Annotated in this window: 13 protein-coding genes and 1 pseudogene; 5 read left to right on the top strand and 9 right to left on the bottom strand. The window is 72.3% G+C overall.

What is annotated here, in order from left to right:
- Positions 1-113: 113 nt before the first annotated feature.
- Positions 114-3,203, bottom strand: a complete 3,090-nt coding sequence (locus ACIA6B_RS29515) for a discoidin domain-containing protein (RefSeq protein ID WP_396778326.1) — start codon at positions 3,201-3,203, stop codon at positions 114-116.
- Positions 3,204-3,412: 209 nt separating this feature from the next.
- On the opposite strand from ACIA6B_RS29515, the pseudogene ACIA6B_RS29510 reads away from it, so the two are divergent.
- Together ACIA6B_RS29510 and ACIA6B_RS29505 are read left to right on the top strand one after the other, a co-directional pair.
- Positions 3,413-4,756: pseudogene (locus tag ACIA6B_RS29510) on the top strand (beta-1,3-glucanase family protein); the annotation flags it as partial.
- A 336-nt stretch (positions 4,757-5,092) separates the two neighbouring features.
- Positions 5,093-8,458 (top strand): CARDB domain-containing protein, encoded by a 3,366-nt coding sequence (locus ACIA6B_RS29505; protein ID WP_396778324.1) that lies wholly within the window; start codon positions 5,093-5,095, stop codon positions 8,456-8,458.
- Positions 8,459-8,565: 107 nt separating this feature from the next.
- Here ACIA6B_RS29505 and ACIA6B_RS29500 read toward each other — a convergent pair whose 3' ends face one another.
- Positions 8,566-9,393, bottom strand: coding sequence for a peptidoglycan-binding protein (locus tag ACIA6B_RS29500; protein ID WP_396778323.1), 828 nt, complete (start codon positions 9,391-9,393; stop codon positions 8,566-8,568).
- A gap of 107 nt (positions 9,394-9,500) precedes the next feature.
- The gene (locus ACIA6B_RS29495) at positions 9,501-10,817 is read right to left on the bottom strand and encodes a family 43 glycosylhydrolase (protein WP_396778321.1); all 1,317 of its coding nucleotides are present in this window, start codon (positions 10,815-10,817) and stop codon (positions 9,501-9,503) included.
- A gap of 182 nt (positions 10,818-10,999) precedes the next feature.
- On the opposite strand from ACIA6B_RS29495, the gene ACIA6B_RS29490 reads away from it, so the two are divergent.
- The gene (locus ACIA6B_RS29490) at positions 11,000-13,147 is read left to right on the top strand and encodes a discoidin domain-containing protein (protein WP_396778320.1); all 2,148 of its coding nucleotides are present in this window, start codon (positions 11,000-11,002) and stop codon (positions 13,145-13,147) included.
- A 57-nt stretch (positions 13,148-13,204) separates the two neighbouring features.
- Here ACIA6B_RS29490 and ACIA6B_RS29485 read toward each other — a convergent pair whose 3' ends face one another.
- The 5 genes from ACIA6B_RS29485 to ACIA6B_RS29465 all read right to left on the bottom strand — a co-directional run bounded on the left by ACIA6B_RS29485 (position 13,205) and on the right by ACIA6B_RS29465 (position 19,303).
- Entirely contained in the window at positions 13,205-13,624 is a 420-nt protein-coding gene (locus tag ACIA6B_RS29485) for a hypothetical protein (RefSeq protein WP_396778318.1), read from the bottom strand.
- A gap of 212 nt (positions 13,625-13,836) precedes the next feature.
- Positions 13,837-13,971 carry a hypothetical protein gene (locus ACIA6B_RS29480; protein WP_255562982.1) on the bottom strand — a complete coding sequence of 45 codons (135 nt, stop codon included), beginning with the start codon at positions 13,969-13,971 and terminating at the stop codon, positions 13,837-13,839.
- A complete protein-coding gene (gene lanKC / locus ACIA6B_RS29475; protein WP_396778316.1) occupies positions 13,968-16,601 on the bottom strand; it encodes a class III lanthionine synthetase LanKC in 2,634 nt (877 codons plus the stop codon). The genes ACIA6B_RS29480 and lanKC overlap by 4 nt, the downstream gene beginning before the upstream one ends.
- A 229-nt stretch (positions 16,602-16,830) precedes the next feature.
- The gene (locus ACIA6B_RS29470) at positions 16,831-18,012 is read right to left on the bottom strand and encodes a carbohydrate-binding protein (protein WP_396778315.1); all 1,182 of its coding nucleotides are present in this window, start codon (positions 18,010-18,012) and stop codon (positions 16,831-16,833) included.
- A 19-nt stretch (positions 18,013-18,031) separates the two neighbouring features.
- The gene (locus ACIA6B_RS29465) at positions 18,032-19,303 is read right to left on the bottom strand and encodes a chitinase (RefSeq protein ID WP_396778313.1); all 1,272 of its coding nucleotides are present in this window, start codon (positions 19,301-19,303) and stop codon (positions 18,032-18,034) included.
- A gap of 210 nt (positions 19,304-19,513) precedes the next feature.
- On the opposite strand from ACIA6B_RS29465, the gene ACIA6B_RS29460 reads away from it, so the two are divergent.
- A complete protein-coding gene (locus ACIA6B_RS29460; RefSeq protein ID WP_396778312.1) occupies positions 19,514-21,007 on the top strand; it encodes a sulfatase in 1,494 nt (497 codons plus the stop codon).
- Between the two features lie 331 nt (positions 21,008-21,338).
- Here ACIA6B_RS29460 and ACIA6B_RS29455 read toward each other — a convergent pair whose 3' ends face one another.
- On the bottom strand, positions 21,339-22,889 hold the full coding sequence (locus tag ACIA6B_RS29455; protein WP_396778310.1) for a chitinase: 1,551 nt from the start codon (positions 22,887-22,889) through the stop codon (positions 21,339-21,341).
- Positions 22,890-23,088: 199 nt separating this feature from the next.
- Between ACIA6B_RS29455 and ACIA6B_RS29450 the strand changes: the two genes are divergently transcribed.
- A complete protein-coding gene (locus tag ACIA6B_RS29450; protein WP_396778308.1) occupies positions 23,089-24,099 on the top strand; it encodes a hypothetical protein in 1,011 nt (336 codons plus the stop codon).
- Positions 24,100-24,216 lie beyond the last annotated feature (117 nt).

Genomic DNA, 24,216 nt, shown 5'->3' with positions numbered 1-24,216 from the left:
GGGGGGCGGGGTGGCGGGGGGGCGGCGCGCGGGCGGGGCGGGCCGCGCGGGCGGCCCCCCCCCCCCCCCCCCCCCCCCCCCCCCCCCCCCCCCCCCCCCCCCCGCCCGTGCGCTCAGAAGCCGGTCAGCCCGGCGCCGTAGGGGTAGAGCGGATTGCCGTACGTCGTCGCCGGTGGCTGGCCCGCGTCGATCGCGGCCCGGATCTGGGCCCGCTCGGTCGCGGTCGCGCCCAGGTCGTACGGCAGGTCCCACGACTCGACCGCGTCGGCCGGGGTGTCGGTGCCGCCCGGACGCAGCACGTCGGAGAGGTTGCGGGGCAGTTGCCAGGGCAGCCTGCCGCGCGGCTGGTAGTCGCCGAAGAGCAGGCCGGCCAGGGCCGGGCCCATCTCCTCGCCGCCCCGGTAGGTGACCACTATGGCGCTGGCCAGGTCCCGCCACTCGGTGATGACGTAGGGCCGGGGCAGCACCAGCGCCACCACCACCGGGATGCCCCGGGCGCGGAACTTCTGGATCACCGCGAGCTGGTCCGGCGGCAGGTACGGCTGTTCCTTGGGCCAGTTGGTCGCGTGGGTGTAGGAGGCCTCGCCGACCGCGACCACCGCCAGCTTCGGGTTCGGGCTGTCATCCTGGTGCACGGTCACCCCGGCTGCGGCGGCCCGGTCCCGGACGGCGTCCAGGATGGTCCGCGAGCCGTACTCGGCGTGGAAGAAGCTGGTCCACACGCAGCAGGAGCCGCCGTCGGCCGCCCGCGGACCGGCGACCACGATGTCGTCACCGGCGGCGAGCCGCACCGGCAGCGTGCCGGCGTCGTTCTTCAGCAACGTCATCGCCTCGCGGGCGGCCTGGTCGGCCAGCGCCGTGTACGCCGGCTGGTGGAAGCGGTACGGGCCGTTGACCGGGTCGCCGTACGGGGCCTCGAAGATGCCGAGCTGAAACTTCAGCCGGAGCACCCGCCGGACCGCGTCGTCGATGCGCGACGCCGGCACGTTGGCCACGAAGTCGGCGATCGAGAAGCCGGCCGCGCCCGGGTCGGCGCCGCCCAGCACGTCGGAACCGGCCTTCGCCGCGCCGATCCAGGAACCCGACGGCAGCCAGTCGGTGGTGATCAGGCCCTGGTAGCCGAGGTTCTGCCGCAGGTAGGCGAGGATCTTGGCGCTGTCGCCGGCGCCGGGGCCGCCCGGGTCGAGCAGTGAGCTGCCCGCGTATCCGGGCATGATGTTGACCGCGCCGGCCTCCATGGCCGCGCGGAACGGGATCATGTGGTACTTGATCGTCACGTTGTCGTAGACGATCAGGGCCTCGCCACCGGCGCCCTCGCCGGGCCAGTGCTTGACCGTCGCCAGCACCGAGCGCGGGTTCAGCTCCGGGCCGCCCTGGAGGCCGGCCACCAGGGCGCGGACCTGGGCTGCGGCGACCTGCGCGTTCTCGCCGTTGCCCTCCTGGATCCGGGGGTAGATCACCTTGGTGCCGACCTCGGCCAGCGGACCGAGGACGCCGCGGGTGCCGACCTCCACCTGTTCCCGCCGCTGCATGTCGCCGAGCCGGTAGTCGAGGGGGTAGTTCCGCGCCGCGGCCAGCGCGCTCTGCATCGGGTACGTCGTCTGGTAGCCGTGGATGGTGTCGCCCGCCGAGACGAACGGGATGCCCAGCCGGGTGCCGGCCGAGGCGAGCAGTTGGCTGTGCAGGTCCGCCGCCTGCGCGGGGCCGAAGTGCCAACCCGACCGGGGGTACGCCTGGGCGTTGTAGAACAGTTGGTACGCCTTCTCCTCGGGCGTCATCCGGGCGAGCAGGTCGTCCACCCGGCTCGACACCGGCAGCCGCCAGTTCTCGTACGGTTCGATGGCGCCGCTGCGGTTGAGGTCGCGGGCGCCGGCGACGACGCCGATCCCGTCGGCGACGTTCTCCAGCACCGGCAGGTAGACGCTGAAGCGCCGGATGGTCGAGGTGACCGGCGTGCCGCCGACGGTGGTGACGTACCACTGGTAGGTCCAGCGGTCCGGCAGGTCCCAGGTGGGCGTGTAGGTCGTGCCGGTCGGCTCGGCGACCTTGGTGTAGAGGTCGAGCAGGTTGCCGGTGGCGGTGAAGTCGTAGTCGGTGCGACTGATGTTGATCCACACCTGGTAGCGGGTCGCGCCGGCGACCGCCGTCCAGCTCAGCGCGGGCCGGCGGGTGGTGGTGACCATCGCCGCGTCGGCCGGCGCGGTCAGCGCGAACTGGTCGCGGGTCGCCGGCGGGCGGGTGGGGCCGGAGAGCAGCGGCGCGGTGGTGGCGGTGTCGTCGACGCCGCCGTACGCCTGCACCTCCCACAGCGAGTAGCCGTAGCCGGTGGCCCGGGCGGTGCCGTAGAGACGCAGGTAGCGACCGGTGCCGGTGACGGTGAGCTGTTCGGTGCCGCCCCGGCCGGTGGTGGTGGCGTAGATCGTGGTCCAGGTGGCGCCGTCGGCGGACGTCTCCAGGCGGTAGCCGGTGGCGTAGGCGGCCTCCCAGACGAGCACCACCCGGTTGATGGTGGCGACGCCGCCGAAGTCGATGCTCAGCCACTGCGGGTCGCTGCCGAACTGGCTCGACCAGCGGGTGGTGCTCCGCCCGTCGAGCGCGGCGGCGGGCGCGTTGCCACCCTCCCAGGAGGACGCGGCGACCTTGCGGAACTCCGAGATGGGCCGGCCGGTGGGCGGCGGGGTGGTGCCGATGCTGCCGAAGACCTTGAACTCCCAGAGCGAGTAGCCGTAGCCGGTGGCCCGGGCCGTGCCGTACATCCGCACGTAGCGGCCGGTGCCGGTGACCGCGAGGGTCTGCGTGCCGCCGGTGCCGGCGGTGGTGGTGTGCACGGTGGTCCACGGTCCGGTCGGCGCGGCGGCCACCTGGATCTGGAACGCGGTCGCGTAGGCCGCCTCCCAGACGAGCTGCACCTGGTCGACGGTGGCGGTGGCCCCCAGGTCGACCTGGAGCCACTGCGGGTCGGCGAACGCGCTGGACCAGCGGGTGCCGGCGTCGCCGTCGGTGGCGGCGGCGGCCGGGGTGGCGGCGCCCTCGGCGGACGAGGCGGTGGTGGGGCGGCCCTGCGAGATCAGCGGCCCGGCCGCGACGGCGGCCGGGCCGGGCACGACGAGACACGTGGCGAGAAGGGCGAGCAGCGCCAGCCCCACGCCGGCCGGGCGGCGCCGGCGGCGTACGGGTGCGGGCAGCGGTGGTGTCGCGGGCATGCGTGGCTCCCAGACGGTGGTGGTGGGGACCTTGCGGAGAGAGCGCCCTCGCACCCAGCGTCATCGACGCTCTTCACTGAGTCAACGATGCGCGGAAAGTCCGGAAAAGATCATGGAGCGCGGGTTGTTCCTTGACAGCGACCGCGATCCGGGTCCACCCTCGGTGACCGAGAGAGCGCCCTCCGTCGGATCCACCGAAGGAGGCGTTCATGTCCCCCACCCCACCCGTCCCGCACCGGCTCGTGCCGGCCCGTCCCACCCCCGGCCGTCCCGGGCGTCGGCTGCTCGCCGCCGCCGTCACCGCGCTCACCCTGCTCGCCGGCGGCATGCTCGCCGCCACCCCCTCGGCGGGCGCCGCCCCGGGCCTCGCCGCCTGCGGCGGCAACGTGGCCGCCGGCCGCCCGGCGGTCGCCTCGTCCACCGAGAGCGCCGCCTTCCCGGCCTCGGCCGCCGTCGACGGCAACACCGGCACCCGCTGGTCGAGCGCGTTCGCCGACCCGCAGTGGCTCCGCGTCGACCTCGGCGCCACCCGGAACATCTGCCAGGTCACGCTCCGGTGGGAGGCCGCGTACGCGGTGGCCTTCCAACTCCAGGTGGCCGCCGCACCGGACGGACCCTGGACCACCGTCTCCTCGACCACCGCCGGCACCGGCGGCACGCAGACCCTCGCGGTCACCGGCACCGGCCGCTACCTGCGGATGTACGGCACGACCCGGGCCACGCCCTACGGCTACTCGCTCTGGGAGGTGGCGGTCGCCACCACCGACGACTCGACGACGCCGCCGACCACCCCACCGCCGACCGGCGGGTTCTGGGGTGACACGACAAGCATTCCGCCGGCCCGCAACGTGCTCACCGTCAAGGTGCTCAACCGGACCAACGGCCGCTACCCCGACAGCCAGGTCTACTGGAGCTTCAACGGGCAGACCCACTCCATCGCCGAGCAGCCCTATCTGGACATGCCGGTCAACTCGGCAGGCCGGATGTACTTCCGCCTCGGCTCGCCGACCAGTCAGTACAGCGACTTCATCGAGTTCACGGTGGGTACGAACCAGTTCAACGGCAACACCACCCGGGTCGACGCGTTCGCGCTCAAGCTGGCGATGCGGCTGCACGCCCGCGACGGCTACGACGTCGCGGTCGGCGAGAACGAGGCGACCTTCGCCGAGGACCGCTCGGTGACGTTCCAGCGCTTCGCCGACGCGGTGCCGGCGGAGTTCAAGCATCTGGCCAGCATCGAGGCGCCCTACCGGATCCCGGCGCCGGGCAGCTCGCCGCAGTTCCGGGCCGGCGGCCAGTACGCCGGCTACTTCACCGCGTACGCCGACTCGGTCGGGCTGTCGGCGGCCACGTCGGACATCTTCGGCTGCGCCGGCCGGTTCGCCGGTGACCCGACCGGCTGCGCCGCGCTGAACCGGCACACCGCGCAGCTCGCCCGGACGCAGTGGGAGGACCCGACCCGCTTCTACCAGCAGTCGCCGGCCAACTGGTACGCGAAGTTCTGGCACGACCGCGCCATCAACGGCCGCGCCTACGGCTTCCCGTACGACGACGTCGCCGACCAGTCGTCGTTCGTCTCGCACGGCGACCCGCAGTGGTTGATCGTCGCCGTCGGCTGGTGAACGTGTGACGGTTCCGGAGCCGCCCCGGTGCGGCTCCGGAACCCGGGCGAACGACGGGTGTCGTTGGTGCCGCCTCTCCCGCTCCGTGGTCTTTCTTCGTCCACCCCGTTGACGTGTCGGCCATCCGTCTGAAACATTGACGGCCATCCTTGCAAGAAGTCGCTCGACGGACGCAAGAAGGCAACTGCGACACGGAAGAAGCCGAGAAGTGCACCGATGTGGTGCGCGCGGCCCACCTCTCCGCCCCCCCACGGATCGAAGGACCCGATGACACCGAAGAATCACCGCCGACGGCTCGTCAGTGGGCTCACCGCAGCCCTGCTGGCCGGCCTGTCGGCCCTCCTACCCACCCCGGCGGCGGCAGCCGGCGGCGCGAACCTCGCCGCCGGCAAAGCCGTGTCCACGAGCGGCTCGGTCGAGAGCTACGTCGGAGGCAACGTCACCGACGGCAACCAGCAGACGTACTGGGAGAGCCCCGCCCAGGCGTTCCCGCAGTGGGTGCAGGTCGACCTCGGCAGCAGCGTCGCGGTGGACCAGGTCAAACTGAAACTGCCGGCGTCGACGGCCTGGGCGACCCGGACCCAGACGCTGGCCGTGCAGGGCAGCGGCGACGGCGGCACCTTCAGCACCCTCTCCCCCTCGGCGGGACGGGTCTTCGACCCGGCCTCGGGCAACACGGTGACGATCGACTTCACCGCCGCGACCGTCCGCTACCTGCGGTTGACCATCACCGGCAACACCGGATGGCCCGCCGCCCAGCTCGCCGAGCTGGAGATCTACGGCGTCGCCGGGCAGGGCGGCGGCGACCCGGGCACACCGTCCGGCACCAACCTGTCCGCCGGCAAGCCCGTCGACGCGTCCTCCTCGGTGTTCACGTTCGTGGCCGCCAACGCCACCGACAACAGCCCCACCTCGTACTGGGAGTCGAACGGTCTCCCGGCGACCCTGACGGTCAAGCTGGGCGCCGACGCCGACGTCACCGGGATCGTGGTCAAGCTCAACCCGGACCCGGTCTGGGGCGCCCGCACCCAGACCATCGAGGTGCGGGGACGCGCCCAGGGCGCCACCACGTTCACCACCCTGAAGGCCGCCGCGGCCTACGGCTTCGACCCGTCCGGCAACCGGAACTCGGTGACCATCCCGGTCACCGCTCGGGTGGCCGAGGTGCAGCTCAGGTTCACCGGCAACACCGGAGCGCCCGGCGCGCAGGTCGCCGACCTCCAGGTCTTCGGCGGCTGGGCGCCGAACCCGGACCTGGTCGTGACCGCGGCGAGCTGGACCCCCACCGCGCCGAGTGAGGCCACGGCGGTCAACCTGAGCGCGACGGTCCGGAACAGCGGCACTGCGACCGCGGCCGGCACCAAGGTCGACTTCAGGCTCAACGGCGGCGTCGTCGCCAGCGGCGTGGTCGGTTCCCTGGCCGCCGGCGCCGGTGCCACCGTGTCGGCGACCGCGCCGGCGCAGGCCATCGGCAGCTACACCCTCGTCGTGGTCGTCGACCCGGCGGACACCGTCGCCGAGCAGAACAACGACAACAACAGCTTCACCGCGTCCGCGCCGCTTGTCGTCGGCCAGGCCCCCGGCCCGGACCTCCAGGTCGTCGCCATCACCAGCAACCCGCCGAGTCCCGCCGTCGGCGCCACCGTGACGTTCTCCGTCAGCGTCCGCAACCGTGGCACCAGCGCCGCCGCCGCCAGCGTCACCCGGCTCGTGGTCGGCGGCACCACCCTGAACACCGCCACCGGGGCACTGGCCGCCGGAGCGACCGCCACCGTGGCCGTGACCGGCAGTTGGACCGCGACCGCCGGCGGCGTGACGCCGACCGCGACCGCCGACGCCACCGGCGTCGTCACCGAGACCAACGAGACGAACAACTCGCTGTCGCAGTCCATGGTGGTGGGACGCGGCGCGGCCGTGCCGTGGACGGAGTACGAGGCCGAGGCGGCCCGCTACCAGGGCACCCTGCTGGAGGCCGACCCGCTGCGCACCTTCGGCCACACCAACTTCGCCACCGAGTCGTCCGGCCGCAAGTCGGTCCGGCTGACCAGCACCGGGCAGTTCGTCGAGGTCACCTCCACCAGCCCGGCCAACTCGATAGTCGTCCGCAACTCCATCCCCGACGCGCCCAACGGGGGCGGGCTGACCGCCAGCCTCAGCCTCTACGTCAACGACACGTTCGTCCAGAAGCTGACGCTCTCCTCCCGCAACAGCTGGCTCTACGGCACCACCGACGACACCGAGTCGCTCTCGAACACCCCGCAGGCGGACGCCCGGCGGCTGTTCGACGAGTCGCACGCCCTGCTCGCCCAGTCGTACCCCGCCGGCACCCGGTTCCGGCTGCAACGCGACGCGACCGACACCGCGTCGTTCTACGTCGTCGACCTGATCGACCTGGAGCAGGTGGCGCCACCGGCCAGCAAGCCGGCGGAGTGCACCTCGATCACCGCCTACGGCGCCGTCCCCAACGACGGGGTCGACGACACCGCCGCCATCCAGCGGGCCGTGACCGACGACCAGAACGGCGTCATCGGCTGCGTCTGGATCCCGGCCGGCCAGTGGCGGCAGGAACAGAAGATCCTCTCCCCCGACCCCAACCGGGGGCAGTACAACCAGCGAGGCATCCGCAACGCGACGATTCGGGGCGCGGGCATGTGGCACTCGCAGCTCTACACCGAGACCGAGCCGCAGAACGTGGTGGGCAACATCAACCACCCGCACGAGGGCAACGTCGGCTTCGACATCGACGACAACACCACCATCTCGGACCTGGCCATCTTCGGCATGACCACCAACCGCGCCAACCGGGGACACGGCCTGAACGGACGGTTCGGGAAGAACACGAAGATCAGCAACGTCTGGATCGAGCACGTCAACGTGGGCGCCTGGGTGGGCCGCGACTACTCCGACACCCCGGCCTACTGGAACCCGGGCGACGGCCTGGAGTTCACCGGGATGCGCATCCGCGACACCTACGCCGACGGGGTCAACTTCTCCAACGGCACCCGCAACTCGCGGGTGTTCAACTCCTCCTTCCGCACCACCGGGGACGACTCGCTCGCGGTCTGGGCCAACCCCCGCGTCAAGGACACCACGGTGGACGTGGCCCACGACAACCGCTTCCTCAACAACACCGTGCAACTGCCCTGGCGGGCGAACGGCGTCGCGATCTACGGCGGTTACGGGAACACGGTGGAGAACAACCTGATCTCCGACACCATGAACTACCCCGGGATCATGCTGGCGACCGACCACAGTCCGCTGCCGTTCTCCGGCACGACGCTGGTCGCCAACAACGGCCTCTACCGGTGCGGTGGCGTGTTCTGGAACGAGGACCAGGAGTTCGGGGCCATCACCCTGTTCCCCGCCAGCGGCGACATCACCGGCGTCACCATCCGCGACACCGACGTCGTCGACTCCACCTACGACGGCATCCAGTTCAAGAACGGCGGCGGCAGCATGCCGAACGTCACGCTCAGCAACGTCCGCATCGACCGGTCCAACAACGGCGCCGGCATCCTCGCCATGAGCGGTGCCCGGGGCAACGCCACGCTGACCAACGTCACCATCACCAACTCCGCCGACGGCGACATCGTCCGGCAGGCCGGCACCACGTTCACCATCACCGGCGGCTGACGCCTGTCACACCGCCGACGGGCGGCGGGGTGGTCCGGGCGCCGGTCGGCGCGCGGGCCACCCCGTACCGTGTCCCGTCAGGTTGGAATCGGCCGGCACGCCGCGACTCAGCGCGCCCGCTGGTACTCCTCCCAGGTGCGCTTCGGGCTGACCACCGGACCGTCGTCGGGCGCCCGGTTGGCCAGTCCGTTACGGCCCAGGTAGTAGTCGCCGGCCTGGTTCTGGGCACCGGTCGACTGGTCGGTGTCGGCCAACGCGATCGCGTGGATGTGGTACCCCCAGTCGCCCTGGTCCGGGGTCCGGTACCAGGCGGCGAAGCCCACCGTGCGCAGCCGGCGCAGCACGTCGGTCCGGGTCGCCGACGACAGCCCGCTGACCGAGATGTCAAGCGCCCCGCCGCCGTCGTGGGTGCCGGCGGAGGCGCCGACGCCGGTGTTGTAGGAGCCCTGGGTGAGGCCGAGCTGACGCCCCAGCAGACGTTCCGCCTCCAGCAGCATCGACCGGGTGCGGGTGTTGACCTGCACCCCGCGCATCGTCACGATGCTGCCCGGTGAGATCGACCGGACCACGGTGTAGCGTCCGTCCCCCAGCGACCGCAGCGAGGACGGGCCCGGCAGGCCGGTCGCGTCGAGGCCGGTGTAGCCGAGCGAGCGCTGGTACGCCGCGTACGCCGCGACGGTGCTGGTGCCGAAGTGCCCGTCCACGTACGTCGAGGCCAGCAGTCCCCGGGCCTGCAACGCGCGCTCCACCAGCAGGACGCTGTCCCGGGCGCCCTCGGTGAGCGCGGTGTCCGCCCGGCGCGGATCGATCTGCGCTGCCTTGATCAGGGCTTCCATGTCGACCTCGGGCAGTGCGGCGCCGGCACGCAGCGGTGCGCCGGCGCCGACCGCCACCGCCGCTGCCGCCGAGACGAGCAGGCTCCTTCTCGTGATCACGTGACCTCCGTACGGTGTCGGGATCGGGCCGCCCGGCCGGGCGGCCCGGAAGGCACGGCGAGGCCCCGGGGCTCCCGCCCCACGAACGGCGTCACCCGTGCCGACGATCAGGCGATCTCCAGGTAGTCGAGTTCCGCCCATCTGCTCCGCTGGGTCAGGCGCAGCGTGTTCCACCCGGCGTTGAGCACCACGTCCGCGCGGGCCTGCCGCCAGGTCTCCCACCCGGTGTTCGGATACGCGACCACCTGCGCGCCGCCGCCGTTGACGGTCAGCGTGTGCTCGGCGTCGCCGTAGCCGGCGGAGTAGCCGACGTACGCGGTGTAGCCGCCGGCGCGCGGCGCGAAGACGCTGACCTCGACCCAGCTGTCGGCGTAGTCGAGGTAGGCCGCCACCTGTCCCTGCGAGGCGGTCGCGGTGCTCCGGACGGCGCAGTGGTTGAGCGTGCCCCGCTCGGCCTCGTAGCGCACCCGGCTGCCCCGCACCACCGGGTTGTCCCCGGCCCAGCCGAGGTCGGCGACGTACATGCCGCGCGCCGAGTAGTCGTTCACCCAGCCGTGGAAGACCAGCCGGTCGCCGCCGGCCTCGCGCACCACGTCCGCGCCGCCCGGCCCGCGTACGGCGCCGTCGAGGCTGGCGGTGGTCAGCAGCGACCGGTACGCCTTGGTGTACGGGCCGGCCAGCGACGTGGCGCTGGCGTAGCTGGTCTGGTAGCCGTCGCCGCCGTACCCGCCGAGGGAGTAGAAGAGCACGTAGTGCGCGCCCACCCGGGTCAGCACCGGCGCCTCGATGACGCCCGCCTCCTCGGCGCGACCACTGCGCAGCAGTTCCACCCGGCCGCCCTGGAGCGTCACGCCGTCGGCGGCGACCGCCTGCGCCCACAGGCTCGTCGGCTGCCCGACAGCGTTGCCGTCGTCCTTGTAGAGCAGGTAGCGCCGGCCGTCGGTGTCGACGAAACTGGACGGGTCGATGTCACCGCCCTCGGCCGCGTCGCAGACCAGCGGGCCGGACCCGACCGGGGCGAACGGGCCGAGCGGCGAGGTCGAGGTGGCCGCGCCGATGCACTGGCGGCCGGCGGCACGGCTGCGGGCGGTGTAGTAGAGCAGGTACGTGCCGTCGGCCCGGCGGGACACGTCCGGCGCCCAGGTGAGGCCGCCGGAGGCCCAGGCGCCGAGCGTCGGCAGCGCGTCGGCGCGTCGGGTCCATGGGCCGGTGAGCGCCGACGCGGTGGCGACCGGCACGTTGCCGTTGCCGTTGTTCGTCGAGTAGGCATGGTAGGTGCCGCCGACCTTGAGGATGTCGGGGTCCGGGAAGTCGGTGCCGAGCACCAGGGACGGCGCGGTGGTCGCCGCGCCGGCCGGCGTGGCGACGAGCACGCACGACGCGGCGACGAACACGGCCAGCAGGTGGGCGAGAGTGCGACGCATGCCCACATGCAACCACAGATGTCGATGCCATGGCGTGGCGGCGGCGTGGTTCCGGAACCTCCGGATTTCCTTGACACGCGCCTGTCACGCGCCGAACCTGGTCACCAGGGAGCGCTCTCCATCGCTGGTCACGGCCGACCGGCGAGTCATTCTCCGGCCACCGCCCGCTCCTGGAGACGCCCATGAACCGCCAACCCGTCCGCACCGTCGACCCACCGGCGCGTACCCGTCGCCGCCTCACCGCCGTCGCCCTCGCGGCGACGCTCGTCGCCACCCTGACCGGCGTCGCCGCCGGTCCGGCCCAGGGCGCCGATCCGCTGCTGTCCCAGGGCCGCCCGGTCACCGCCTCGTCCACGCAGAGCGCCGCCTTCCCCGCCTCGGCGGCGGTGGACGGCGACTCCGGCACCCGGTGGTCCAGCGCCGCCGCCGACCCGCAGTGGCTCAGCGTCGACCTCGGTGCCGCCGCGACCGTCAGCCAGGTCGTGCTCGCCTGGGAGGCCGCCTACGCCACCGCCTACCAGGTGCAGGTCTCCGCCGACGGCGCGACCTGGACGACGCTGCGCGCCGTCACCGGCGGCGACGGCGGCGTCGACACGCTCGCGGTCGCCGGCACCGGACGGTACGTGCGGGTCACCACCACCGCCCGGGGCACCGTGTACGGCGTCTCGCTCTGGGAGTTCCAGGTGTACGGCACGCGCGCCGCCACCGGGTGCGACACCACCGGCAACGCCGCGTTGAACCGCCCGGCCACCGCCTCGTCGACCGAGAACGCCGCGCTGCCCGCCTCGGCGGCGGTGGACGGCAATCCCGGCACCCGCTGGTCCAGCGCCGCCGCCGACCCGCAGTGGCTACGCGTCGACCTCGGCGTCGAGCGCGCCGTCTGCCGGGTCGACCTCACCTGGGAGGCGGCCTACGCGACGGCGTACCAGATCCAGCTCTCCACCGACGGCGTCACCTGGACGACCGTCTACGCCACCACCACCGGCGCCGGCGGCGGTCAACAGCTCACCGTGACCGGTTCCGGCCGCTACCTGCGGGTCCTCGGCACCGCGCGGGCCACCGCGTACGGCTACTCGCTCTGGGAACTCGCGGTCCGCACCGCCGGTGCGACCCCGACGACCCCGACGCCGACGACACCGCCACCGTCCGGCGGCGACGTGCTGCTGTCCTACGGCAAGCCGGCGGTCGCCTCGTCCCAGCAGGACGACGGCGCCTGCTGGCAGTGCTCGCCGGCGCGGGCGTTCGACCTGGACCCGGCCTCACGCTGGGCGACGAGCGCCACCACCGGCTGGGTGGACCCGGGCTGGATCTACGTCGACCTCGGGGCCACCGCGACCGTGCACCGGGTGGTCCTCCAGTGGGACGCGGCCTACGCCACCGCGTACCAGATCCAGACCTCGACGGACGCGACCACCTGGACCACGATCTACCGCACCACGAGCAACCCGGGCTTCCGGCAGGACCTCACCGTCACCGGCACCGGCCGATACGTGCGGATGTACGGCACCGCGCGCAGCAACGGCTACGGGTACTCGCTGTGGGAGTTCCAGGTGTACGGCACCGGGGGCGCCCCGACCGCTCCCCCGGCCCGGCCCGCCGATCCCACGTTCCCGGCCACCACCCTCGTCTTCGCCGACGAGTTCGACGGCCCGGCCGGCGCCCGACCGGACGCGACGAAGTGGACAGTCGACCCGGGCACCGGGCAGAACAACGAGTCGCAGTACTACACCGACAACGCCAACGCGGCGATGAACGGCGCCGGCCAGCTCGTCATGGAGGCCCGGCGGGAGAACGCCGGCGGACGCGCCTACACCTCGCACCGGATGAACACCGGCACGAAGTTCCAGGTGCAGTACGGCCGGATCGAGGCGCGGATCCGGGTGCCCAAGGGCAACGGCCTCTGGCCGGCGTTCTGGATGATGGGCGGCGACTTCCTCACCGGCCGGCCGTGGCCGTACAACGGCGAGATCGACATCATGGAGATTCTCGGCCGCGACACCTACCGCAGCTACACCACGCTGCACGCGCCCGCCTACAACGGCGGGGGCGGCTACGGCCAGGAGCGCGTCTGGACGGTCGACCTGTCCGCCGACTTCCACGTCTACGCGGTCGAGTGGGACAGCCGGGGCATGCGGTTCCTCGTCGACGGCACGCAGGTCTTCTACGCCAGCAAGGAGACGGTGGAGACGACCCGCGGCCCGTGGGTGTTCGACCACCCCTTCTATCTGATCCTCAACCTGGCCGTGGGCGGCGACTGGCCCGGCCCGCCGGACGCGTCGACGCCGTTCCCGGCGCGGATGCTCGTCGACTACGTGCGCGTCTACAAGTGACCGGCGGGGGCGCGGGCCGGCCGGACCGGCCCGCGCCCCCGGCGCGTCACGTCGCGGCTAGCCGTGGGCCGGCTGGACGGCGACGTGGAAGTTGAACACCGCGCCGTTGCGGGTGAGGACGAGATTCCACTTCCCGCCGTTCTTGAGCACGGCGGGGTTGGAGTTCGGATAGCGCCGCACGAACCACGTCTCCAACCGTTGCGCCTCGGTGGCGGAGAGCACCCCCACCTCTCCCACCTCGGCCGCGTGGTGCGGCTGCCGGTTGCAACCGGCGTTAAACCGGTAGCTGGTGTCCCGGTTCCATCGGCCGCAGCCGAGCATCGTGACCGTGACCGGACCGGACTGCTGGAAGGCCAACTGGGGGACCGGAGGGTCGGCGACGACCACGTCCGGTGGCGTCTCCAGGGACGGGAACGGCACCGCCACCGTCTCGATGACGGCCTGCGACGCCCAGTTGAAATCGACCTCGAACGACATGTCCATCCCCCTGCCCGGAGTGCCACGCCCGCCGGCCCGTCGCGGCGGCACGTCGACGGACCCATCATCGACCGGCCCGCACGCCGGATCGCGTGCACTGTCCGTGCCCGGACACTGGCGGTCAGGCGACAGCGACGGCAACGGCTCCCGGGGACGACCCGTGCGACGGTCGTCCCCGGGAGCCGGAGTCGGGTGTGGACCCGGACGGGCGGCTAGTCGCCGCAGCCGACCCACACGCTGTACGTGCTGTAGTCCCGGCAGTAGAAGTAACTGAAGGTGCTGGTGGGCGCCTCGGGCGCGGGCTCCTGCTCGACAGTGACGCCCTGCAGGTTCAACAGAAAGTTCATCTCATCACCCCCCTCCGCTCTCGTCGCGGCACCGTCCCGCCGAGAAACGGCAGGACGGGGACAGGGGCACGCTGCGCGGCGGCCCAGAGCACGAGGAGGACGCCCGCCGCGCCGGTGGCCAGATCGGTGGAGAGCCGTTCGAGCTGGTCCCCGGGGAAGGCGAGACCACCGCGATAGGCCACGGCGTGCCAGGAGAGCGCGGCCACGTGCCGGCGGACGAGGTCGGCGACGGTCATGCCGCCGCCGTCCGCGGCGACGACGGGAACGTCGGACCGGTCCAGGCCGAGCAACAGGGCGAGCAGCCCGGCCCGCCCGTTGAACAGGCCGGACTGGACCGTGAACTCGGCACACGCCGCGCGGGTCAGCTCGCTGAGCACCGTCCCCAGCTCGTCACTCGGACGATGCCGAAGGAACTCCCGCAGCACCACCGCGATACCGGCGCTGCCGGCGGCGAGGTAGGGCAACACGCGCCATCCGTCGTCCACCTGACGCGACCCGTCCGGCATCAGGACGCAGCGGCCCAGGTCGTGCCGCAACCAGCGCTCCGCCGACTCCAGGTGGGCGTGGTCACCGGTCGCCTCGAACAACCTGACCGACATCAGCGCGACGCCGCTGGCTCCCCGCAGGAGGCCGGCGGCCGGACGGTTGCCGGCGGCGGCCCGGCCCGCGTCGCGGTCGTCGAGCCTCGACGCGATGTCCAGCGCGGCGGTCGTCCAGCGCCGGTCACCGGTCGTGGTGGCGAAGTGCAGATAGTTCAGACCGATGCCGGCGAGCCCGTCGAACAGGTGGCTGGACAACAGATCCAGCCCGGCGGCCCGGGGCGCGCGGTCGAGCAGGGTCAACGCCTCCTCGTGCCGGCCCAGCCCGTCGAGGGCGTGGCACACGCCGTGCAGACCGTCGTAGAAGCCCGGCGCCAGCGCGCTCCGCTCGTCGTGCACCCGGCGTACGAGCCACTCCTCGTGCTCGGGAAACCGTCCGACCCCCGTCCGGTGCAGGACGTGCAGCACTCCCGCCGCGCCGTAGGCCAGCCCGAGACCGCCGACCTGGAACTGCTCGATGTCCCCCGGGAACAACCGGTCCCGCCGACCGGGGGTGGCGGTGGCGAGGATGCCCGTCGCCAGGGCGGCGCGGACGCGGGTGAACGGCACCTCCGGCGTGTCCAGGTCGGCGGGGACCAGGTCCGGCGACGCGGCGGACACCGCATCCTGGTCTTCCCCGGTCAGGCCGAGGTTGGCCACCACCTCGGGCCCGAACCCGGCGGGCAGGTCGAAGCGCCGCGTCGCCGCGGTGACGAGGTGCGCGGCCTTGCCCGGCGCGAGCGGCAACACGGCGGTCAGCGGAAGGAACATCGACAGTTGCAGGCACCCCAGCGCGTACCGGTCCGCGGCGACTCCGGTGCGACCGTCCGCGGCGACATAGCCGGGCGCGCCCATCGCGGGCCGGGCGCTGTCGTCCACCCCGGTGGCGAGTTCGAAGTCGATGAGCCGGACCGCGCCGTCCGGCTGCACCATGACGTTGTGCGGATGCAGGTCGCCGAAGACGACGCCGCGACCGTGCAGGTCCGCCAGGGCGTCCCCCACCTTCCCCAGCACGTCGAGCGCCCACCGGACGTAGTCCCGGATCTCGTCCGGACCGGCGCCCGCCCGGGTGAGCGGGTACCGCGCGCTGAACTCGCGGCCGAGCGTGCGCCCCTCGATGAACTCCTCGGCGAGGAACACGTGCTCCCAGCAGGTGAACCTCTCGAACAGGGCCGGGACGCAGGGCAGCCCGCGCAGCCGGGCCAACATGTCGGCCTCGCAGTCGAGTCGGTGCACCGCGTCCCGGCCGAGCCCGTCGATGCCGGCGTGCGGTCGGCCCTCCCGCAGCACGACCACCCGGCCCGTCCTGACGTCCCGGGCCCGGTAGACGCCGCCGCCGTTGGAGAAGTGCAGCACACCCTCGATCTCGTACGGGAACTCCTCGGGTCGCGTCTCCTGCCGGCCGCGCTCGTCCACCGCCGGCCGGAGGAAGGCCGGGACGTCGACCCAGGCGGGCACCGAGAAGGAGGGTTCCCGCCGGTCGGGCACGAGCGTGCCGTCCGGCTGCCGTACCGCGAGCACCCGCGAGCCGTCGGCCGTCGTGACCCGGCGGGGCGCGAACCCGCCGAAGCGCACGAACAGCGGGCCCCGGTCCCACCGCAGGTCGCTGAGGATGTACGGGCCGGGTTCCCCGTCGAGCCGCGCGCCGAGCCCACGGAGCGCGGCCTCCAGCTCGTCGGTGTCCTCGGGGTAGATCGTGATGAACTTGCCGCTGGCCGCCCGGTCCGCGTACTTCGAGTTGCGCAGGGTCAGCTCGAGTTCGGTGCTGAGGAACTTGTACGCGAGCTGCGCCTGCTGGCAGTAGGTCCAGACGGTGTCGAGAATCCGTGGGGCGTTGTCAAGCGTCGCGGACACGTGGATCTTCCACCCCTGCGTCGCGACGAGGCCCCGTGGCGGCGTCGCCATCGTCCACCCGTCCCGGGTCGACAGGTTCCATCCCGGCCCGGCCCGCAGGTCCGACCCGAAGCGGTCCCGCCGGGGGCCGCCGTCGGCACCGGGTCGGTCGTAGAAGGTCGGATCAGCGATGCGGTAGTACTGATACCGGTTGTCCATCGGCCCTTCACTACGTCAGCCACGGATCGCGCCACCATCGTGCGACCTGTGCGGCGCCCTGAGCGGATTCGACAGCGATCGTGGCACACGGTCACACGCTTCGATACCCCAGAAAAGTGCCGCCGCTGGTCGGGGGCGGTGGTCCCGGCAAGGGGTCCGCAACCGGCGGGTGAGGTCTCCGGTTTCGGGTTCGCCTGGTCGCCGAACCGTCCACCGGAGACCTCCGGGCCTAGAAGCCGGCGGAGATGCGGCTGAACTCCCAGTCGCTCTGGGCGATGCCGCTACAGGTGGAGACCACGCCCCCACCGGCGCAGCCGCGATCGCGGTTCACCGCCCAGAAGGTGAACCGGGCGAGGCCGCTGCTCCTGGCGTAGTCCCGGATCCGCGTCCAGGTCTCCGGGGTGGTGACCTCCTGCTGGTCGGACAGACCGTTCATGCCGGAGATGCCCATGTGGGCGTAGGCGGTCTGGTCGTTCCAGCCGAACGTGGACTTCAGTTGGTTCTTCAGGCCCTCCGCGGCGTTGCGGGTGCTGGTGTACATGTCGCTGCCGCCGCCGAAGTCGAACGGCATGATGGTGAAGACGTCCACGTTGGCGTTCAGCGCCCGGGCCTGGTTGATCAGCCGGACGCCGTGCGCGTTGGGGCCACTCGTGGTCGTCCCGAAGGTGAGGATCGTGGTGACGCCCGGGTTGTTGCGCTTGATGATGCCCAGCGCGCTCACGATGCGGTCGGCGACCACGTAGTTCTCGAACTCGTCGTAGTTCTCGATGTCGATGTCGATGGCCTTGAGACCGAAGGTGTTGATGACCTTCTGGTACGCCCCGGCGAGGGCCTCCGGGGTGGCGCAGTTCGGGCCGAGCTTGTTGCCCTGCCAGCCGCCGATCGACGGGACGATGGTCGCGCCGGCCGCCTTGGCCTGGTTGATCCAGGACTCGTGGACGCCGCCGGTCAGGCCGCCCTCACCGTCCCAGACCGGGTTGCAGCCGTTGGCCAGCACGAACGCGACGGTGAACGCGCGGACGCCCTGGGCGGTGATGGTCGAGGGCGCCGGCGGGTTGCCCCAACCGGGGTAGACGTAGGGCGACGCGGCCATCTTGCCGGCCGGCGGCGGGTTGCTCGGGCCGGTGGGCGGCGGCGTGGTCGGGGTGGTGCCGCCGCCGCACGCGCCCTGGTTGGCCCAGACGTCCCACTGCCCGCTGTGCGTGGCCGGGTTCTCGTTCTGGGTCCACCACTTGGCCTGGTAGTTGACGCCCTGGTAGGACGCCTGACCACCGCCGACGTACACGGCGGACGCGGACCAGGCCGGGTAGCAGGCCACGGCCGCGCTCGACGTGGACATGGGGACGATGGCGATCGCGGTGGCGGTGACCGTGACGGCGGCCAGAGCCAGGATCTTCTGCCTGAGTTTCATGACACGCTCCTGTGGGGGTTCAGGGCAAGGTGGTGAGGTGCGGGCGGACGGTGGTGGCGAATCCGTTGCCGTTGGTGACGTCCCAGTTGATCGACCAGGTCATGGCGCCCCGGATTCCGGGGTAGGTGCGCGGCGGCTTGACGGAGCCGCAGTTGGTGCCGCGGGCGAGGCAGTCGAGAGCCTGGTTGACCACGGAGGGGTTGACGTAGCCGCCACCGGCGGCGCTCGGCGCGGCCGGCAGCCCGAGGGACACCTGGTCCGGCCGGAGCCCGTTCTCGAGCTGGATGCAGGCGAGCGCCACGAGGAAGTTGACCGACCCCTGGCCGTACGCGGCGCTGTTGTCGCAGCCGAGCATCGCGCCGGAGTTGTAGAACTGGGTGTGGACGACGGTCAGGATGTCCTTGATGTTCAGCGCCAGCTGGAAGTACTGGCCACCGGTGCTCTGCATGTCGATCGTCTGCGGCGCCATCGTGATGATCAGGTTGGCGCTCGTCCGGTTGCGGATGTCGCGCAGCGCCTGGGCCATGTACGTCGCGTTGACGCCGTTCTCCAGGTCGATGTCGACGCCGTCGAACCCGTAGGTTCCGATGAGGCCGACGATCGAGTTGGCGAAGTTCGTGGCGGCACTGGAGCTGGCGACCGAGATGGTGCCGCGCTCGCCGCCGACCGAGATGACGACCTTCTTGCCCCGCGCGTGCAGGGTGGCGACGTCGTTTTTGAAGTCGGCGTCGGTGTAGCCGCCGAGCGAGGCGCTCAACCCCGCGTCGATGCCGAAGGACACCGCGCCCGGTGTGCTCGTCGCGTCGGCGAACGCGACCGCCACCAGGTCGTACGAGGCCGGCACGTCACGGAGCCGGATCTCCTGGGCCGGGTTGTCGAAGTTCTGCCAGTACCCGGTGAGGAAGTGCTTCGGGAGCTGACCGTTGCCGGTCGGCGGAGGCGTGGTGGGTGGCGGGGTGGTCGTGGGCGGCGGGGTGGTCGGGGGTCGGGTGGTGGGCGGCGGTGTCGTGGTCGGGGGTGACGTGGTCGGCGGCGTGGTGCCGCCGCAGGCGCCCTGGTTGGCCCAGACGTCCCACTGGCCGCTGTGCGTGGCCGGGTTCTCGTTCTGGGTCCACCACTTGGCCTGGTAGTTGACGCCCTGGTAGGACGCCTGACCACCGCCGACGTACACGGCGGACGACGACCAGGTGGGGTAGCACGCGGCGGCCGCGGAGGCGGACGACGCCAGATAGACGGTGGTGGCGCCGGCGGCCAGGACGGCGGCCAGGGCGAGGACGGCGGGGCGGCGCATGGGGGTGGGCCTTCCGGAGGGGACGGAACCGAGGAGCCAATTATTAGGAGTGTTAACAGTAAAGGTCCAGAGTTAGACCACCTTGAATTTTTCGTCGAGAGGTGCGACCCTCGTCGACCCTCGTCGTCACCGCGTGCGCCGCGGGCGCGTTGACCGGATCATTACCACCGGTTAATAAGATCCCGGTCGATATCAGGCAGGCTCGCCCCCATGCCGACCACTCTCCGGAGCCGCCTCGCCGCGCTGTCCGTCGTCACGCTGGCCGCCGTCGCCGCCTGGACACCCGCACGGGGCGCGGAGCCCGCGCCCGCGCCCGCCGCCGCCCCGCCCAACATCGTCTTCGTGCTCACCGACGACCTGGCCTGGAACCTCGTGCCGTACCTGTCGCAGGTACGGCAGTTGCAGGCGGAGGGCGTGACGTTCACCAACTACACCGTCACGGACTCGCTCTGCTGCCCCTCCCGCTCGTCCATCCTGACCGGCGACTTCCCCCACGACACCGGCGTGTTCACCAACGGCGGCAGCGACGGCGGATTCGCGGTCTTCAAGAGCCGGGGGAACGAGAACCGCACCTTCGCCACCGCCGTCCAGGGCCGGGGCTACACCACGGCGTTCATGGGCAAGTACCTCAACGGCTACCAACCGGCCGACACCCAGAGCGGGACCCAGCCCTACGTCCCGCCGGGCTGGTCCGAGTGGTACGTCGCGGGGAACGGCTACCCCGAGTACAACTACGACCTCAACGAGAACCATGTGGTCAGGCACTACGGCGACGCACCCGCCGACTACCTCACCAACGTGCTGGCCCGGAAGGGCAGATCGTTCATCCAGCGCGCCGCGGCGGCCGGGACCCCGTTCCTGCTGGAGGTCTCGACGTTCGCGCCGCACAGCCCGTTCACCCCGGCCGACCAGGACCTCGACAAGTTCCCCGGCCTCACCGCCCCACGCGGCCCGGCCTACGACCGCCTGCCCCGCCAGGCGCCCTCCTGGCTGGCCGGCAACGGACCGCTGACCGCCACCGAGAAGGACAACCTGGACCGCAACTTCCGCAAGCGCGCGCAGGCGGTGCAGGCGGTGGACCGGCTCATCGCCAACCTCCGCGAGCAGTTGACGGTCAGCGGCGTCGCCGACAACACCTACCTGGTGTTCAGCTCCGACAACGGCTTCCACATGGGCGAGTACCGGCTCACCGGCGGCAAGCAGACCGCCTTCGACACCGACGTGCGCGTACCGCTCGTCGTCGTCGGGCCCGGCGTCAGCCGGGGCCGGACCCGGCCGGAGATCGTCCAGAACGTCGACCTGGCGCCGACCTTCCAGCGGATCGCCGGCGCGGAGGTCGGCGCGGACGTCGACGGCCGCAGCCTGCTCGGTCTCGTCCAGGGCGACGCGGCCCCGAACTGGCGCGACGGAGCGCTCGTCGAGCACCACGGACCCCAGCAGGCCGCCGACGACCCGGACGCCCAGGACCAACGCAACGGGAGCCCGACCACCTACAACGCGCTGCGGACCGCGACCTACACCTACGTGGAGTACGCGAACGGTGAGCGCGAGTACTACGACCGCACGACCGACCCCGACCAGCTCACCAACCTCGCCGGCGACCTTCCCGCCACGCGGCTGGCCGCGCTGCACCAGGCGCTCGCCGGTTACACCGGCTGCCACGGCCACTCGTCCTGCTGGGCGGCCGGCGACGTGCCGGACTGACCGCCGACCCGCTCGTCGAGGAACGCGTGGAGCCAGGTCCGCTCGTGGCCACCCCGCGCCGGCGGCTCCGCGCCCGGACGAGGGCACGGGCGGAGCCGCCGGCCGGTGAACCCGGCTGGCCGGGTCGCGGGGGGGGGGGGGGGGGGGGGGGGGGCGGGGCGCGCGCGGGCCCCCCCCCCCCGCGCGGGGGGGGGCGGGGCCCCCCCCGCGCGCCCCCCCCGCCGCCCGCCCCCCCCCCCCCCCCCCCCCCCCCCCCCCCCCCCCCCCCCCCCCCCCCCGCCGGTACGGGCCCCCGACGGACGGCGGGTCCGGCCGGTCGGGCGCCCTCGCGTCAGGGCAACGCCTTGAGGAACGGGCCGTGGTTGAGCCGGAACTCCCAGGAATAGAACCGGTCCCAGTTGATGGACCAGGTCATGAGGCCGCGGAAGTTGGGGTTGGTGCCGCTGCGAGGGCTGTATCCGCCGCAGTTCTGACCCCGCACGAGGCAGGTGACCGCCTGTTGCACGCCGGCGGGGGCGAGGTAGCCGTTGCCGGCGCTGGTGGAGGAGGGCGCGCCGAACGCGACCTGGTCCTCGCGCAGCGCGGGGAAGACGGCGTCGGCGTTCCCGGCGACCGGGAAGCCGGCCAGCAGCATGTCCGTCATCGCGATGTGGAAGTCGGCGCCGCCCATCGTGTGGTACTGGCCGTCGAGCCCGACGATGGGACCGGAGTTGTAGTCCTGGACGTGCAGGACGGTGAGGATGTCGCGTAGCGCGTGGATCACCGGCAGGTAGGACCCGGCCCTGGGGTCCTGGCCGCCCCAGGGGCCCGAGCCGTAGAACTGGTGGCCGAGCTGCACGAAGAACGTCTCCGGAGCCATGGTGAGCACGAAGCCGGTCCCGTAGCGCTGCTTGAGGGCGCGGATCGCCGAGATCAGGTTCACCACGACCGGCGTGGTCGGGTTGCGGAAGTCGGTGTCACCGGGGTCGAGGTAGAGGGAGTGGCCCTCGAAGTCGACGTCCAGGCCGTCGAGGCCGTACCGGTCGATGATGGCCGACACCGAGCGGACGAAGGTGTCCCGGGCGGCGGTCGTGGTGAGTTGCACCTGCCCGTTCTGGCCCCCGATGGACAGCAGCACCTTCTTGCCCTGCTGCTGTTTGGCGCGGATCGCGGCGATGAACTGGGCCTCGGTCTCCACATTGGGGCATTCGGCGACCGGGCAGAGCTGGAAGCGGATGTCGCCGGAGGTGACGGAGGTGGGCTCACCGAAGGCGAGGTTGATGATGTCCCAGTCCGCGGGCACGTCGGCCACCCGCAGGTACCCGGCGCCGTTGGCGAAGCTGGCGTGCAGGTAGCCGATCAGGGCGTGCCGCGGCAGCCCGGTGTTCGGCGGGCTGGTCGGCGGCGCGGTGGTGGGCGGTGCCGTGGTCGGTGGCGGTGTGGTGGGCGGTGCCGTGGTCGGGGGTGCGGTGGTGGGCGGGGCCGTGGTGGGCGGTGCGCCACCTCCGCACGGCGCGCCGTTGAGTGTGCAGTCGCCGGGCGAGCCGGAGCCGGTGGCCAGGAACCCGAACGACACCGACGCGCCGGGGGTCAGGGTGCCGTTCCAGGAGCGGTTGGTGAAGGTGTGCCGCTGTCCCACGCTGGTGACCGTGGCGTCCCAGTACGAGCCGAGGGTGGTGCCCGCCGGCAGCGTGAAGGCGACCTGCCAGCCGGTGATCGTGACCGAGCCGCCGTTGGTGACGGTGTACCGACCCTCCCAGCCGGTGCCCCAGTCGGAGGTCCTGGTGAACGTGGCCGTAGGGCCGGCGGCCAGGGCCGGCTCGGCGAGGGTCAGGGTCGCCGCGGCGGCGGCGACCAGGGCCGCCAGGGCCGCCAGGAACGGTGTTCGGAATCTGCGCGCCATCCGGTCCTCCCGAGGGGTGCCCGGCCGAGGGGTATCGACGGGAGGCTAATTATTAGGTTTGTTAACTGAAGTTGTCCAGGCCCCCGGCCGCCCGGGGGCGCGGTCACCGGCGGGAGCCGCCGCCACGCCACGGTGTCAGCTATCCGTCCCGGTCGGTCGCCTGATCGGCCGGGCGGGCGTGCGATCGTGAGCATCGATCGTGACGCACATCGAGTGGGGGCGGCAGATGCGAGGAACAACACCACGGGTACGCCTCGGCGCGATGCTGGTGCTGCTGATGCTCGCCGGCTCGGCCGTCCCCGCCGCGGCGGTTCCGCCCGACGGCTCCCGCGCCGGCGGCACCCGGTCCGAGCGGGTCGTGCCGGCCCCACCGGCGGCGGTGTCCGCCGGCACCCACGCCGCCGCCAACCGCGCCACCCTGGCGGCCTCCTGGGCGACCGGGCAGGTGGCCCCGGGCGACACCCAGGGCTGGGTGTGGAACAACGCCAACCCGCTCACCGTGGCGTACCAGGTGGGCTTCTCCCCCACCGGCGCGAGCGCCGCCCTGCCGTGCCAGTTCGAGGTGACCCGCCGCTGGTACTCCCAACAGCCGGGCGGGGAACGACGCTTCCACTTCCAGATCCGCAACAACGGCGCCATCACCTGCGCGGCGACGGTCCTGCTGTCCGCCCAGCCCGCCACGTACGACTGGACCATCGCGCCGCTCGCCCCCGGCGCCACCGGCAACTACCGGTGGGTCGAACAGGTGGCGCCGACCGTCTCCTACCTGCTCGGGTTGAGCCCGACCGGCGCGAGCGGAGCAGCCGCCTGCCAGCTCGAGATCACCCGCACCTGGTACCTCCAGGAGGCCGGCGCGGTCCGCAAGTTCGCCTTCGTGGTGCGCAACATCGGCGCGGTCACCTGCGGCGCACAGGTCCGCCTGGCGCAGTTGTCCGTGCCGACCACCTGGTACGTCGGCACCCTCGCCCCGGCCGGCTCGTCCACCTGGACCTGGAACAACGCCAACCCGCTCACCGCCGTCCACCTGATCGGCCTGTCCCCCTGGGGCGCGCAGCTCACCGACCCGTGCCAGATGGAGATCACCCGTAGCTGGTACGTCCAGCGGGTCAACCCGGACGGCACCACCCAACGCCAGCTCGCCCTCACCGTGACCAACGTCGGCGCGATCAGTTGCACCGCCACGGTGTTCCTCACGCCCCTGACCACGTGAGACCGGTTGCCGGCCGACGGATGACGCGATGTGACATATCGATGGATGAGGATTGACGGGTGGCCCGTCAGGGCTCTATAACGATGTCGGGACCGGGCCTGACCCGATCGGCCGCCG

Origin of the sequence: Micromonospora sp. NPDC051141, assembly GCF_044455765.1 — a bacterium.
Classification (GTDB): Bacteria; Actinomycetota; Actinomycetes; order Mycobacteriales; family Micromonosporaceae; genus Micromonospora.
This window is presented reverse-complemented; position numbering and strand designations above follow the sequence as displayed.